This window comes from Amycolatopsis sp. NPDC059027 (assembly GCF_042739735.1).
GTDB lineage: Bacteria > Actinomycetota > Actinomycetes > Mycobacteriales > Pseudonocardiaceae > Amycolatopsis.
This window is the reverse complement of sequence record NZ_JBHYIK010000041.1, coordinates 53608-67316: the sequence shown is the minus strand read 5'-3', so window position 1 is coordinate 67316 and position 13709 is coordinate 53608. Positions and strand designations below refer to the sequence as shown.

Annotated in this window: 13 protein-coding genes; 7 read left to right on the top strand and 6 right to left on the bottom strand. The window is 69.9% G+C overall.

The window, feature by feature from the left end:
- Positions 1–29: 29 nt before the first annotated feature.
- Positions 30–1553 (bottom strand): MFS transporter, encoded by a 1524-nt coding sequence (locus tag ACFWY9_RS26875; protein WP_378327790.1) that lies wholly within the window; start codon positions 1551–1553, stop codon positions 30–32.
- Between the two features lie 77 nt (positions 1554–1630).
- Between ACFWY9_RS26875 and ACFWY9_RS26870 the strand changes: the two genes are divergently transcribed.
- The 7 genes from ACFWY9_RS26870 to serC all read left to right on the top strand — a co-directional run bounded on the left by ACFWY9_RS26870 (position 1631) and on the right by serC (position 8387).
- Entirely contained in the window at positions 1631–2218 is a 588-nt protein-coding gene (locus ACFWY9_RS26870; RefSeq protein WP_378327791.1) for a TetR/AcrR family transcriptional regulator, read from the top strand.
- Positions 2219–2301: 83 nt separating this feature from the next.
- Entirely contained in the window at positions 2302–3141 is an 840-nt protein-coding gene (locus ACFWY9_RS26865) for an ABC transporter ATP-binding protein (protein WP_378327792.1), read from the top strand.
- Entirely contained in the window at positions 3138–3950 is an 813-nt protein-coding gene (locus tag ACFWY9_RS26860) for an ABC transporter permease (RefSeq protein ID WP_378327793.1), read from the top strand. Before ACFWY9_RS26865 ends, ACFWY9_RS26860 begins: the two co-directional genes overlap by 4 nt.
- Positions 3947–5122, top strand: coding sequence for a sensor histidine kinase (locus tag ACFWY9_RS26855; RefSeq protein ID WP_378327794.1), 1176 nt, complete (start codon positions 3947–3949; stop codon positions 5120–5122). The genes ACFWY9_RS26860 and ACFWY9_RS26855 overlap by 4 nt, the downstream gene beginning before the upstream one ends.
- Positions 5119–5739 carry a response regulator gene (locus ACFWY9_RS26850; RefSeq protein WP_378327795.1) on the top strand — a complete coding sequence of 207 codons (621 nt, stop codon included), beginning with the start codon at positions 5119–5121 and terminating at the stop codon, positions 5737–5739. Before ACFWY9_RS26855 ends, ACFWY9_RS26850 begins: the two co-directional genes overlap by 4 nt.
- Before the next feature lie 102 nt (positions 5740–5841).
- Positions 5842–7191: a serine hydrolase domain-containing protein gene (locus ACFWY9_RS26845; protein WP_378340213.1), complete on the top strand. Its 1350-nt coding sequence runs from the start codon at positions 5842–5844 to the stop codon at positions 7189–7191.
- A 68-nt stretch (positions 7192–7259) separates the two neighbouring features.
- A complete protein-coding gene (gene serC / locus ACFWY9_RS26840; RefSeq protein WP_378340212.1) occupies positions 7260–8387 on the top strand; it encodes a phosphoserine transaminase in 1128 nt (375 codons plus the stop codon).
- Between the two features lie 3 nt (positions 8388–8390).
- On the opposite strand, the gene ACFWY9_RS26835 is transcribed toward serC, so the two are convergent.
- The 5 genes from ACFWY9_RS26835 to ACFWY9_RS26815 all read right to left on the bottom strand — a co-directional run bounded on the left by ACFWY9_RS26835 (position 8391) and on the right by ACFWY9_RS26815 (position 13578).
- Entirely contained in the window at positions 8391–9902 is a 1512-nt protein-coding gene (locus ACFWY9_RS26835) for an amidohydrolase family protein (protein WP_378340211.1), read from the bottom strand.
- A 151-nt stretch (positions 9903–10053) separates the two neighbouring features.
- Entirely contained in the window at positions 10054–11262 is a 1209-nt protein-coding gene (locus tag ACFWY9_RS26830) for an ABC transporter permease (protein ID WP_378340210.1), read from the bottom strand.
- A complete protein-coding gene (locus ACFWY9_RS26825) occupies positions 11259–11975 on the bottom strand; it encodes an ABC transporter ATP-binding protein (RefSeq protein WP_378327800.1) in 717 nt (238 codons plus the stop codon). Before ACFWY9_RS26825 ends, ACFWY9_RS26830 begins: the two co-directional genes overlap by 4 nt.
- On the bottom strand, positions 11972–13051 hold the full coding sequence (locus ACFWY9_RS26820) for a peptidoglycan-binding protein (protein WP_378340209.1): 1080 nt from the start codon (positions 13049–13051) through the stop codon (positions 11972–11974). The genes ACFWY9_RS26825 and ACFWY9_RS26820 overlap by 4 nt, the downstream gene beginning before the upstream one ends.
- Positions 13048–13578 (bottom strand): hypothetical protein, encoded by a 531-nt coding sequence (locus tag ACFWY9_RS26815; protein ID WP_378340208.1) that lies wholly within the window; start codon positions 13576–13578, stop codon positions 13048–13050. The genes ACFWY9_RS26820 and ACFWY9_RS26815 overlap by 4 nt, the downstream gene beginning before the upstream one ends.
- Positions 13579–13709: the final 131 nt, after the last annotated feature.

Genomic DNA, 13709 nt, shown 5'->3' with positions numbered 1-13709 from the left:
TGAGACATTCTGTCATGTTAGACAGTTTGTCAACAAGCGCGCGAGCGCAGCGCGAACCGGCCCCAGGTCCACACCGTGTCGAGCAGCAGAAGGGCGGTCCAGATCCGGCCCGCGTTCAACAGCCAGTGACCACTCCAGTTCCAGAACCAGCCCGCGTCGTGCGGGCCGCCGAAGACCGCTTCGACCGGCCAGCTGTACCCAGCGAACGCCAGCACGCCCTGCACGAGGACGAACACGGCCAAGTGCACGCCCCAGTTCGCGAGCGGCTTCGCGCGAGTGTTCGTTTCGCGCTTCACCGGGTTGGCCTCTTGTGGCCGGACGTCGATCACTCCGGGCACCATGACAACGGGTTCAGAGGCCGGTTTTTCCTTTTGTGACGGCGTTTTCGCCTGTTCCACGGGAAACTCCGCGACTCCGATCCGCCGCACCGCACCCCGGACGACGAGCGCGCCGAGCACGAGCAGACCCGCCGCACCGAAGCACGCGATCCGCCAGCCGGCGTCCCCGGAACCATAGAGCTGCCCGGCCGCAAAGGTGCCGATGGTCGCTCCGAGTAACGTCGCGCTCTCGTAGATCCCCATGCCCCGGCCGAGGCTGCCCCCGGCCGCTTCGGCCACCACGGCCTGTTCCACCGGCACGGCGGCGGCGAACGCGGCGGCCGAGAGGATCCACATCACCGCGATCGTCACCGGATCCGGCGCGAACGCGAGCCCGGCCGCGAAGACGGCGCTCGCCAGCATCGCCAGCGCGAGGACCCGCGTCCGGCCGAGCCGCCGGACGAACCCGTGCAGGTACCCCGGCAGCACGCTGTAGACGATGAACCCGGGCAGGAACACGGCGGCGATCCGGCCCAGTTCCAGGTGATGACCGCGCTGCAGATGCAGCAGGAGCAACAACGCGACGCCGCCTTCCGCGAGCGCCGTCAGCGCCACCAGGCCGAGCATCGGCCGCAGCCGCCTGCTCACCTGCCCGAGGCGTGGCGCTTCGGGAACAGGCTCGGCACGTTTCACCCGCGAGAAGCCCAGCAACACCGCGGCGACCACGCAGGCGACCGCGCCGAGCGCGAAAACGCCCCGGTAGTCGAGCCACTTGACCAGCGTCATCGCGACGACGAACGCGATCCACGTCCCGCCACCCTCGGCGGCGAACAGCCTGCTGAACACACTGTCGTCCGTGGACAGTCCCTCGCCGACTCTCGCGCGCAGTGCCACCCAGAACAACGCGCCACCCGCGCCGCCGAGTACCGCGCCCGCGTAGGCGACACCGATGCCCGGCGTCACCCCGTACGCCACAAAGGACAGTCCATAGAGGACAGCACCGATCGCGGCGACCCGACCCCGATCGGCGCGGTCGGCCAGCACCCCGGCCAGCGGCCGTACCAGGAACGAAACCAGCGTCTCCAGCGCGGTCAGCGCGCCGACCTCCGCCGCCGAGGCGCCCAGCTGGATCCCCACCCACAACGGCAGGAAGAAATCCAGCACCTCGGCCGGCCCTTTGACCAGCGCCGCCGCGAGCTCGTTCTCCTCGCGGCGGCGCACCCCCTGTTCGGCCACCCTCCCCCCTTTCGAGATACGAGCGTATCCTAAAACCGTCACGGGCACACCACCTCCGCCGAAAGTAGGATGCGCCAGTGCCGAAGATCGTGGACCGGGCCGAGCGCCGCCGGGAAATCGCCGACGCGCTGCTGCGCCTGGTCGCCGCGGGCGGCGTCGAGGCGGTGAGCGTGCGATCCGTGGCCGCCGAGGCCGGGGTGTCCGCGGGCGCGGTACAGAAGTACTTCTCCACCAAGGAAGAACTGTTCCGGTTCGCACTCGACCTCACCGGCGAGTTCGTGGAGCAGCGCTGGACGCGGATCGACTACACCGGGAACCTTCTGGAGGTGCTGATCCGGCTGGTCGGCGAGACGCTGCCGCTCGACGAGCAGCGCCGTGCCGAGTCGATCGTCATCAGCGCCTTCACCGCCCGCGCGGCGGTGCGTCCCTCGTGGACGGACTTCGTCCGCGAAGGCTACGACGAACTCCACGACATGACCGTGGACTTCCTCGACACCGCCCGCGACGCCGGACACATCCGGACCGACCTGCCGACCGGCCAGCTCGCCGACGTCGTGATCGCGCTGGGCGACGGATTCGCCCACCGCATGCTGACCTGCGAGGATCCGCACGCGCTCCAAGCCTCGCTCACCCTCGCGCTGCGTGAGCTGCTGACTCCTCGCTGAGCCCGTGTCCGTCGATCGGTGGACAACCGGATTCCACTTCCCGGACGTCCCTGAGGCGCCCCCGACGGCAGCAGACTCGAGCCATGACCACAGCAGTGAGCGTGCGCGGCTTGTGCAAGGAGTATCCGGGGCACGTCGCCGTGGCCGGGCTCGATCTCGACATCCGGCGCGGCGAGGTGTTCGCGCTGCTCGGGCCGAACGGCGCGGGGAAGACGACGACCGTCGAGATCCTGGAGGGGCACCGCGACCGGACGGCCGGTGAGGTCAGCGTGCTCGGCGAGGATCCCGGACGCGCGGGCAGGGCCTGGCGGGCGCGGCTGGGCATCGTCCTGCAGACCGCGACCGACGCGGCCGAGCTGTCCGTCGCCGAAACCGTGCGGCACTTCGCGAAGTACTACCCGAATCCCCGGGATCCCGAGGAAGTGATCGACAAGGTCGGGCTGACCGAGAAGGCGGGAGCGCGGGTGAAGTCGTTGTCCGGTGGGCAACGCCGTCGGGTGGACGTCGCGCTGGGCATCGTCGGCCGTCCCGAACTGCTCTTCCTCGACGAGCCGACGACCGGATTCGATCCCGAAGCGCGTCGCCAGTTCTGGGCCCTGATCGCCGGGCTCGCCGAGGAAGGCACGACGATCCTGCTCACCACGCATTACCTCGACGAGGCCGAGGCCCTCGCCGACCGGGTCGCGGTGATCGCCCGCGGCCGCATCGTCGCCGAGGACACTCCACGGGACCTCGGCGGCAGGGCCGGAGCGGAGGCCACCGTGCGCTGGGTCGACCAGCGCGGCGAACACGTCGAGCGCACCGCGTACCCGACCAAGCTCATCACCGAGCTCTCCACTGGGGGTGGGGAGCTCGGTGAGCTGACCGTGACCAGGCCGAGCCTGGAGGACGTCTACCTTGACCTGATCGGAGACACGGAATGACCACGCTCGCCCTGCCCGGCACGTTCTCGCTGGGGCTGCTCCGCGGCGGCGCGGAACTGCGCCAGTTCTTCCGCAACAAGGAACAGGTGATCTTCACCTTCTCCCTGCCCGCGATACTGATGATCCTGCTCGGGTCCATTCTGGACGGTCCGACCGCGCAGGCGTCGGTCAGCTCGGGCCAGCTGCTCGCCGCGGGCATGATCGGCGCGGGCATCGTCTCGACGTCGTTCAACAGCATGGGCATCGGGCTGGCCGCCGACCGCGAGACCGGTGCGCTCAAACGCCTTCGCGGGACACCGATGTCCGCCGGGTCGTACTTCATCGGCAAGATGGTGCTGGTGGCGGTGACCAGCGCGGCCCAGTCGGTGTTGATGATCGCGGTGGCCGTGCTGTTGTTCAAGTTGCATCTGCCCGCCGACCCCATTCAGTGGCTGACGCTGTTCTGGGTGTTCGCGCTGGGAATCGTGTCCTGCACGCTGCTCGGCATCGTGATCAGCTCGGCGGTGCGCTCGACGAACGGCGTGGTCGCGTTGGTCAACCTGGTGTATTTGGTGCTGCAGTTCATGTCCGGGGTGTTCGTCACGCCCATCACGCATCTGCCGAAGGTTATGGTCTACGTCGCGTCGGTCTTTCCGCTGAAGTGGGTGTGCCAGGGGTTCCGTTCGGTGTTCCTGCCCCCGGAGGCCGCGGCTCAGGAGATGGCGGGGACATGGGAACTTCCGATGGTGGCGCTGGTGCTCGGCGCCTGGTGCGTGGCGGGGCTGTTGCTGGCGAAGCTGACGTTCCGCTGGACGAACGAGAGCCGGTGAAACCCCCGAGGCGGGACGCCTGGGACCGGTTCCACTGGCTGTGGGACGTGGTGTTCGGCGTCGCGTACCTCGGCACGGCCGCATACATCCTGACCGACAACGCGGAGCCGGCAGCGAAACTGGTCGCCGTCCTCGCGCTGACCGGGATCGCGCTCGCCTACCTGCTGCAGGGTCGTCGCGTTCTCTTCGCCGAGGACAGCGACCCCCAGCGGTGGCTGTTCGCCGGTGTCCTGCTGGTCCTCATCGCCGTCGCGATGTTCGCCGACTCCACGGCGAGCTTCGGCCTGTTCATCGTCTGCCCGCTGGTGTACATCACGCTGGACTTCAAACCGGCCGCCGTGCTCACCACCACGGCGATAGTGCTGAGCCCGGTGTCCTCGATCGTCCACGACGGGCTGGACAGCGCGATACTGCGGTTCCTGGTGCCGATGCTCGCGATCATGATCGTGTTCAGCATGCTGATCGGGCGGTACATCACCCGGATCATCGAGGAGAGCAGCGCCCGCGCCGAGCTGATCGAGCGGCTGGAGGCCAGCCAGGCCGAGGTGGCCCGCCTCTCCCGGGAGGCGGGCACGGCCGCCGAACGGGAACGGCTCGCCCGCGAGATCCACGACACGCTGGCGCAGGGGTTCACCAGCATCGTCACCCTCACCCAGGCGATCGAGTCCGAAATGGACACCGACCCGGCGGCGGCGAGGCGGCACCTCGAACTCGCGGCCCGCACCGCGCGCGAGAACCTGGACGAGGCTCGGACGATGGTAGCGGCGCTCGCCCCGGCCGAGCTCACCACGGGTTCGCTGGACGATGCCTTGCGACGTCAGGTCGAACGGCTGGCCGATGAGACCGGCGTCGAGGCTTCGTACGAAGTGGACGGTGCGGTGCCACCGCTGCCGATGGCGGCCGAAGTGGTCCTTTTGCGGGCGGCGCAGGAGGCGTTGACGAACATACGCAAGCACGCGGCCGCGTCGACGGTGTCCGTCCAAGTGTCCGTTGTGGACGATTCGGTACGGTTGCTGGTGCGGGACAACGGCGTCGGATTCGATCCGGATGACCCGTCGGACGGGTTCGGCCTGCCAGGGATGCGGTCGCGGGCCGAGCAGGTAGGCGGGCGGCTGACCGTCCGCAGTGGACGTACCGGCGGGACGGAACTGACAGTGGAGGTGCCCGCGTGATCCGGATCATGCTGGTCGACGATCACCCCGTGGTACGCGAGGGACTGCGCGGGATGCTGGAGTCCGAAGCGGACTTCAGCGTCGTCGGTGAGGCGGGCTCCGGCGACGAGGCCGTCGCACTCGACAGCGTCAAGCAGCCCGACGTCATCCTGATGGACCTGCGGATGCCCGGCCTCGACGGTGTCGGTGCGACCAGGAAGATCCTGCGGCAGACGCCGGGTCGGCGGATTGTCGTGCTGACCACCTACGAAACGGACGCGGACATCCTGCGCGCCGTCGAGGCCGGCGCGTCGGGGTACCTGCTCAAGGACGCGTCGCGGGCCGAGCTGGCCGGGGCGATACGGGCGGCGGCACGGGGCGAGACGGTACTGGCGCCGTCGGTGGCCGGGAAGCTGGTGAAGCGCGTGCGGAACCCGGAGTCGCCGCCGTTGTCGGCGCGGGAGGCGGAGGTGCTGCGGCTCGTCGCGAAGGGCGGGACGAACGCGGACATCGGACGGGCACTGCACATCAGCGAGGCCACGGTGAAGACGCATCTGCTGCGGGTGTTCGGGAAGCTCGGCGTGTCCGACCGGACCGCGGCGGTGACCACGGCGATGGAGCGGGGCCTCCTCGGCTGATGTGATTAGGCGGCGCACTCGCGTGATTGGGCGGCGATCTCGCGTGTCTGGATGGAGAACTCGCGTGATCGGATAGAAGGTACTAGGGGCAGAATGCTCTTCATGCTTGCTTCGACCGAACTCGCCCTGCTGCGCCGAGTGGCGCACGAGCAGGCCGTTTGCCGTGCTCCGTCCCTGGTCGCCGCTGTTGTGCGGGACGGGCAGGTCGTCTGGTCCGGGGCTCGCGGGCAGGTTGGCGACGCGCGCCCGGACGACGACACGCAGTACCGGCTGGGCTCGATCACCAAGACGATGGTCGCCACCGCCGTCATGCGGCTGCGTGACGAGGGCGCACTTGACCTCAACGACCCGCTCGAACAGCATCTGCCGGGCACCGCGTTCGGCGGCGCGACCATCGCGCAGCTGCTCTCGCACACCTCCGGGCTGACTTCCGAATCTCCCGGCCTGTGGTGGGAACGCACGCCGGGCGCGGACTGGGAGGCCCTCGTCGGGAGCCTGGCGACCGGCGCGACGAAGCTTCGTCCCGGTGCGAAGTTCCACTACTCGAACGTCGGCTACGGCGTGCTCGGCGAGCTGATCGCGCGCAAGCGCGGGAGCGATTGGCTCACCGTGCTGCGTACGGAGATCCTCGGCCCGCTGGGCATGTCCCGCACCACGCCGCATCCCGAGGGCGCGCACGCGGAGGGTTTCGCCGTGCACCCGTTCGCGGACCTGCTGCTGCCGGAGCCGTCACCGGACGCGGGCGCCATGGCCCCGGCCGGGCAGCTGTGGTCGACGGTCACCGACCTCGGCCGCTGGACGGCGTTCCTCGGCGGGCAGGGCAGCGGCGACGTCCTGAGCGAGGACACGCTCGCCGAGATGCGGACCATGGTCACCGTCGACGACGCCGACAACTGGACCACCGGGTTCGGGCTGGGCCTGATGGCACTGCGCTATCAGGGACGCAGGCTGACCGGGCACACCGGGTCGATGCCCGGCTTCCTGGCGGTCACGCTGAGCGACCCGGCCACCGGCACCGGCGCGCTGGTGCTGACGAACTCGACCGGCGGCGTCGGCATCACCCAGCTGTGCCTCGACCTGATCACGACGAGCGACGAGCTCGAACCCGCGTTCCCCGCGGAGTGGCTTCCGTCCACTGTGGACCCGAAACTGCTGGAGCTGACCGGGCTCTGGCACTGGGGTCCGACGCCGTATCACCTGCGGCTGCTGCCCGACGGCTGCTTCTCGCTGTACCCGGCCGACGGCGTCGGCCGCGCGTCGCGGTTCCGGCCGGTCGACAGCGACACCTGGCTCGGCCTCGACGCCTACTACGCGGGCGAGACGCTCACCGTCGGCCGCGACGCCGACGGCGTCCCGAACCACCTCGACCTGGCGACGTTCATCTTCACCCGTACGCCGTACGACCCGGCCGCCCCGATCCCCGGCGGCGTCGACCCCGAAGGCTGGCGCTGAGTGTTCCAGATGGTGGGCAGTGCGGTACCGGAGGGAGCTGGGGCGTCCCGGCCTGAGAGACTGCGCACATGACCGACGCAGCTGAGTTGACCATCCCCGCAGAGCTCAAGCCGGCCGACGGCCGCTTCGGCTGCGGACCGTCGAAGGTCCGCGGCGAGCAGCTGAGCGCGCTGGCGGCCTCCGGCTCCACCTACCTGGGCACGTCCCACCGCCAGAAGCCGGTCAAGTCCCTCGTCGGGCGCGTCCGCGCGGGCCTGACCGAGCTGTTCTCCCTGCCCGAGGGCTACGAGGTGATCCTCGGCAACGGCGGCACGACCGCGTTCTGGGACGCCGCCGCGTTCGGCCTCGTGCGCGAGCGTGCGCAGCACTTCACCTACGGCGAGTTCTCCTCGAAGTTCGCCACCGTGACCAAGGGCGCCCCCTTCCTCGCCGACCCGATCGTGGTCAAGGCCGACCCGGGCAGCGCGCCCGAGATCGCCTACCAGTCCGGCGCCGACCTGGTCGGCTGGGCGCACAACGAGACCTCGACCGGCGTCGCGGTGCCGGTCCGCCGTCCGGAGGGCAGTGAAGGCGCGCTCGTCGCGATCGACGCGACGTCCGGCGCCGGCGGCCTGCCGGTCAAGGCCGAGGACTTCGACGTCTACTACTTCGCGCCGCAGAAGTCGTTCGCCTCGGACGGCGGGCTGTGGATCGCGCTGGCCTCGCCCGCCGCGGTCGAGCGGATCGGCGAGATCGGCGCGAGCGACCGCTGGGTGCCGGAGTTCCTGTCGCTGACCACCGCGCTGGACAACTCGCGCAAGGACCAGACGTACAACACCCCGGCGGTGTCGACGCTGTTCCTGCTGGCCGACCAGATCGAGTGGATGCTCGGCCAGGGCGGCCTCGACTGGACGACGGCCCGCACCAAGGACTCCTCGACCCGGCTGTACGAATGGGCCGAGAAGACCGCCTACACCACGCCGTTCGTGACCGATCCGGCACTGCGCTCGCAGGTCGTCGGCACCATCGACTTCGCCGACGAGGTGGATGCCTCGGCGGTGGCGAAGGTGTTGCGCGCCAACGGGATCGTCGACACCGAGCCGTACCGCAAGCTGGGCCGCAACCAGCTGCGCGTCGGCCTGTTCCCGGCCATCGACCCGGACGACATCAGCAAGCTCACGCAGAGCGTCGAGTACGTCGTCGAGCGGCTGTCCTGACCCTCAGCAGCAGTCCCGCTTCGGTGCCCCGGTCCTCGCGACCGGGGCACTGGTCTGTACGGCCCTTTCGACGTCGGCGAGCACCTTCGCCCGCTTCGCGCGGTCGAGGATCCTGCCACGGCTGATCACCGTGTCGATCCGGCGCACCGCACCGATGCCGTCGAGCGGATTCGCGTCGAGCACCACGAGATCGGCGACCTTGCCCACGGTGACCGTCCCCGCGGTGTCCTGCCTGCCCAGGTAGCGTGCCGCGTCGCGGGTCACCGTCTGCAGGGCCTGCATCGGCGACAATCCCGCCTTGACGAGAAATTCGAGATCGTCGTGCAGGCCGAACCCGGGGAACGAGTACGGATTCGGGCAGTCGGTGCCGCCGATGACGCCGACACCCGCGCGGTACGCGTCGCCCAGCAATCCGAGCAGCGCCTGGAAATACGCCTCCCGCTCGGCGATCTCTCGCGGGGTGACCGGCGCGAAGACCTTGATGCGTTCCTTCCAGTAATCCCGCAGTGACGGCAGTACGTACCGTAACCGGGGATCGTGCGCGTAGGTCTCCGCGGGCGCGGAAATGACGCGGTTCACGATCAGCGTCGGGGACAGCCACGATCCATTGTGGACCAGCAACTCGAACAACGCCTGTGCGCGGGCGGGGCTGTGGCTGAGCGTGCCCTGGCGATCGAGCTCGGCGACCAGGTTGTAGAACGCGCGCGGCGCGGCCGGATCGAACCGCTGACCCGCGAGCCGCGCGAGGAATTCATCCCGCCGGGTCGAGGTGTGGATTCCCATGCCGTACAGATGCTCGAAACTCCGCTGGCCCGCGGCACTGGCCTCGGGAATGGTGACGCGGTACGGCCAGTGCCCGCCGAACGGGAGGCCCTGCCGCGCGCACTCGTCGGCGACCGCGGCGAAGGTGTCCCGGCCCAGGTACGAATAGACCTTGACGAACTCGGCGCCCTCGGCCTTCGCGGTGCGTACGGCCGCCCTCGCTTCGTCCTCTGTGGACACCCGGACGACCGGGGGCTCCAGCAGGGACACCGGTCCGTCGATGATGCCGCTGGCCAGCACCATCCGGGGGCCCAGCAGCTCACCGCGTTCGATCCGGTCCCGGACGACCCGGTTCTCGGGATAACCCCACATCTCGCGGATCGTGGTCACGCCGTTGACCACGTGCAGCTCCGGGACCGCGACCATGTCGGCGCCGTGGGTGTGCATGTCGCACAGGCCGGGGATGACGTACTTGCCGCGACCGTCGAGCACCCGGGCGCCCTCGGCCGGCGGCAGGTCGGCGGGCGGCCCGATCCAGGCGACGCGGTCGCCGACCAGCACGATCGCGACGTCGGAGCGGGCAGGGGCACCGGTCGCGTCGATCACCGTCACCGGCGTCAGCACCACGACGTCGGAACCCGCCGCCGCGGCTTCCTGCGCGAACACGGCAGGCGCGAGTCCCGCCGCCGCGAGTCCGGCTCCACTCATCGCCAGCCAGCGCAGGAAGTCACGCCTGCCCACCTCGCACGCCACCACAGGCCACCCTTCAGCATGATCCCTGCGCCCATTGAACCGGGCTTGCACGGGGCGTGGGTTCTTCTATCGTGCTGAATCGCCCGCACGCCTTCCCTCGTGCGGAACTGCGCAAGCTCCGAGGGGCCTCACGGCGAGGCCCCTCGGACCGTCAGGCGAGGGCCTGGGTGGGCGGCAGGCGGGCGGCCCGCATGGCGGGATAGGCACCGGCGATGGCGCCGACGGCGGCGGACACCGCGACCCCGCCGACCAGCGCGACGGGCGGAAGCACGGCGGGCCAGCCCTGACTCAGCGCGTACCCTGCCGTGACCGCGACGCCGAGCAGTACGCCGACGAGCCCGCCGAGGCCGGACAACAGCACCGATTCGGCGAGGAACTGACCCCGCACCTGACGCTTCGTCGCGCCCAACGCCCGCCGCAGCCCGATCTCGCGACGGCGTTCCAGCACCGAGATCACCATCGTGTTGGCCACCCCGACCCCGCCGACGAGCAGCGCCACCCCGCCGAGGCCGAGGAACAGCGCGTCGTAGGTGGTCCTGGTCAGCTGCTGCGCGGCGAGCGCGTCGGACGGCCGCTGCACCTCGACCTCGTTGGGCGCGGCCGGGTTCAGCGTCGCGCCGAGCACCGACCGCACACTGTCCACTTCGGACTCGCTCGCCCGGACGTACACGGTGCCGGGGTGCCCGTCGAAGCCGAGCAACGCCTTCGCGACGTCCCAGCCGACCAGCACCGACCGCTCGACCTCCGGCGCGAGCGGCATCGGGTCGAGCACCCCCGCCACGGTGAACCAGACGTCGCCGATCAGCACCTGCGGCGGCCGCGCGGGATCCACGTGGTCGACCCCGAGCCGCGCGGCGGCCTCGGAACCGAGCACGGTCACCGGGTACCGCTGGTTCGCCGCGTTCAGGAACTGCCCTGCCCGCACCTTGCCGCCGAGCACCGACAGCAGGTCCGGACGCGCGGCGAACACCGCGAGCCCGGACGTGTCGTCCTTCGGGATGTGGTCGTTGCGCCGCACCTTCGCGTCGACCCTGCCGGTTTCGACCGCCCCGGTGACCGGGCTGATCCGCCGGACCATCGGGATGACACCGTCCGGGAGCGTCGCCTTCTTCCCGAACAACGTCTGCCCCGGTCCCGCCTTGAGCAGGTTCGTGCCCATCGCGGCCAGCCTGTCCTGCAACGCCTGCGCCGCCGACGCCGGGACCGCGAGCACGGCGACCATCGCCGCGACGCCGATCGCGATGCCAAGCGCCGACAGCATCGCCCGCACCGGCCGGGTGCGCATCCCATGCGCGCCAAGGGAAACCACGTCCGACGGCCTGAGCCGCACGGGCGGCGGCGGGGCGACCGGCGCGCTCACCGCGGCACCCCGGTCCTCGAACCGGCCATCGGCCCGGTCATCGAACCGGTGTCGAGCCGCACCGCCCCGTCCAGGATCTCGATCCGTCTCGGCAAGCCGGCGGCGATCTCGCGGTCGTGCGTGATGATCACGATCGTGGTGCCGTCGGAACTCAGCTGCCCCAGCAGGCCGAGCACCGCCGCGCCGTTGCCGGTGTCGAGGTTCCCGGTCGGCTCGTCCGCGAGCAGAATCGGCGGAGTGTTCACGACGGCACGCGCGATCGCGACCCGCTGCCGCTCCCCGCCGGACAACTCCCCGGGGAAGTGCGAGGACCGGTGTGCCAGCCCGACCCTGTCGAGCGCGGCAAGCGCTTTCTCCCGCCGTTTCCGTTTCGGCACACCGCTGTAGAGCAGGCCCGTGCACACGTTGTCCACCGCGCTGACACCCTCGCTCAGGAAGAACTGCTGGAACACGAACCCGATCCACCGCGAGCGCAGCGCCGAGAGCTTCCGGTCGGGCAACTCCGCGACGTCGTTCCCGCGGATCTCGATCCGGCCGGTGCTCGGCCGGTCGAGTGTGCCCATCAGCTGCAGCAGGGTGGACTTCCCGGAGCCGGAAGGTCCGACGATCGCGACCATCTCACCGTCCGATAAGGACAGTGAGACGTCACGCAGCGCGGTGACCCCGCCGGGATACGTACGCGACACCTCGTGCACGGCGAGTACCGGCGTCACGACGTGACCACCACCCGCATACCCTCGCGCAATCCGTCCCCGCTGACCTCGACCTTGCCGCCGCTGAACGATCCGGTCTTGACCCCGATCAGCCTGCGTTGCCCGTTTTCGTCCACCTCGACGGCGTAGCCGCCTTCCGCGAGCGCGAGCAGCGCACCGACCGGCACCGTGAAGACTCCTTTGTGGACACTCTTCGTGAACCGGACGGTCGCCGGGGCGGTATCGAGGGAACCCGCGACTCCGGGATCGTCCAACGTGACCCGGACGACGATCTTCGGCTTGCCGTCGTCCTGCCCCTGCGCGTCCTTGCCGTTCTCGGCGGCCCGGCCGACTTCGGCGACCGTGCCGGTCGACGTGCGACCGTTCACCACGACGTTGACCTTCGCGCCCCGTGCTGCGAGGCTCTGCTTCGCGACATCGAGTTTGACCTCCACGACGCGCCCGGTACCGCTGTACTTGAGCACGTCACCCGCGGCGGGGCCGCCGAGCTGCGCCGACACCGACGCCACGCGAATCTCGCCCGGCGCGAGGACGACGTCGCCCTGGCCGAACGTCCCGGTCTGCTCGAGCCCGAGCGATTTCTGCCACCGCTTCACCGCCGCGGCCGTGGCCGCCGTGAACTTCTCGTCCGGAGCACCGAAACCGCCGAAACCCAGCGCCTGCAGGTTTTCCTCCAGCTCCTTGACATCCGGCCCCTTGTCCACCCCGTCGGAGAGGTCCCGATAGAAGGGCAGGTTCCCGTAGAACAACGGCACCGGCTTGGCGTCCACGTGGTACACCGGCTTTCCCCTGCCGATGGTGTCCCCTGTGGACGGTAACGCGGTGATCGTGCCGTTCTTCCTGCCCGCCACGGGATTTTCCTTGCCGTACCCGAGTTGCCCGTCGACGTCCTGTTCCTCGCTCAGGTCGGTCTTGACCACTTCGGCGGTAGCGACGGGTTTCGGTGGCGGCGTCGCGCTCGGGCTGCCGGAGGCGACCTGGGTCATGATCACCACGGAGGTGGTGCCGAGTACCACGATCGCGGCCGCCGCCGCGATGAACCATCGCGTCCGTCGCCGTGTCCTGTGCTGGTTCATTTCCGCGCCGACATCCCGATCCCGAGGCCACACGCCTTCGCCGCCTCTTCGAACTTCGAGCCGTCGCCCCCGTCGATCGTGATGCCCTGGCTGTCACCGTCGGTGGTCGGGTCGGACATGTTCACGCCGTGCTCACGCATGCACTTGGCCTGCTGCCGCTGTTTGTCCAGCTCCTCGGGCGTCGGCTTCTTGACCTCGCCGCCGTTGGGCAGCAGCTTCTTACAGGCCGCGGTCGCCCCTTCCAGCTTCGTGTCGCCCGGCGTCATCGCGGGGAGCGACATCATCCCGCCGTCCGTCGGGTCGGGCATGTCGACGCCGTGTTCGCGCATACACTTCGCGTAGGCACGCATCGCGTCCATATCCGCGGCTTTGTCGGTCTGCCCATTGCCGCCCGCCGCGGGCGCCTGGCTCCCGCTTTTCGGCGGCGTCGAAATCGAAGCGACCTTCGAGCCGCCGTCACCGGACGAACAGCCGGCCAAAACGGCCAGTGCCACCCCGGCACCGAGGATCGCCATCCGCGTTTTCATCCGCATCTCCCTTTCGGTCGAAGGGCGGGTCCGGCCCCCGACGAACCGGACCCGCCTCGGCCCGGATTTCTACGGGCCGGGTGATTTCCGCGCGTTAAGCGAAGTTGTTTATCCGGTGCTTATGTCCCCGC

Bases quoted from the DNA above. Each gene is read 5' to 3' on its own strand.
- ACFWY9_RS26865 (WP_378327792.1), top strand. From the start codon at position 2,302: ATGACCACAGCAGTGAGCGTGCGCGGCTTGTGCAAGGAGTATCCGGGG.
- ACFWY9_RS26860 (WP_378327793.1), top strand. From the start codon at position 3,138: ATGACCACGCTCGCCCTGCCCGGCACGTTCTCGCTGGGGCTGCTCCGC.
- ACFWY9_RS26845 (WP_378340213.1), top strand. From the start codon at position 5,842: ATGCTTGCTTCGACCGAACTCGCCCTGCTGCGCCGAGTGGCGCACGAG.
- serC (WP_378340212.1), top strand. From the start codon at position 7,260: ATGACCGACGCAGCTGAGTTGACCATCCCCGCAGAGCTCAAGCCGGCC.
- ACFWY9_RS26820 (WP_378340209.1), bottom strand. From the start codon at position 13,051: ATGAACCAGCACAGGACACGGCGACGGACGCGATGGTTCATCGCGGCG.
- ACFWY9_RS26815 (WP_378340208.1), bottom strand. From the start codon at position 13,578: ATGAAAACGCGGATGGCGATCCTCGGTGCCGGGGTGGCACTGGCCGTT.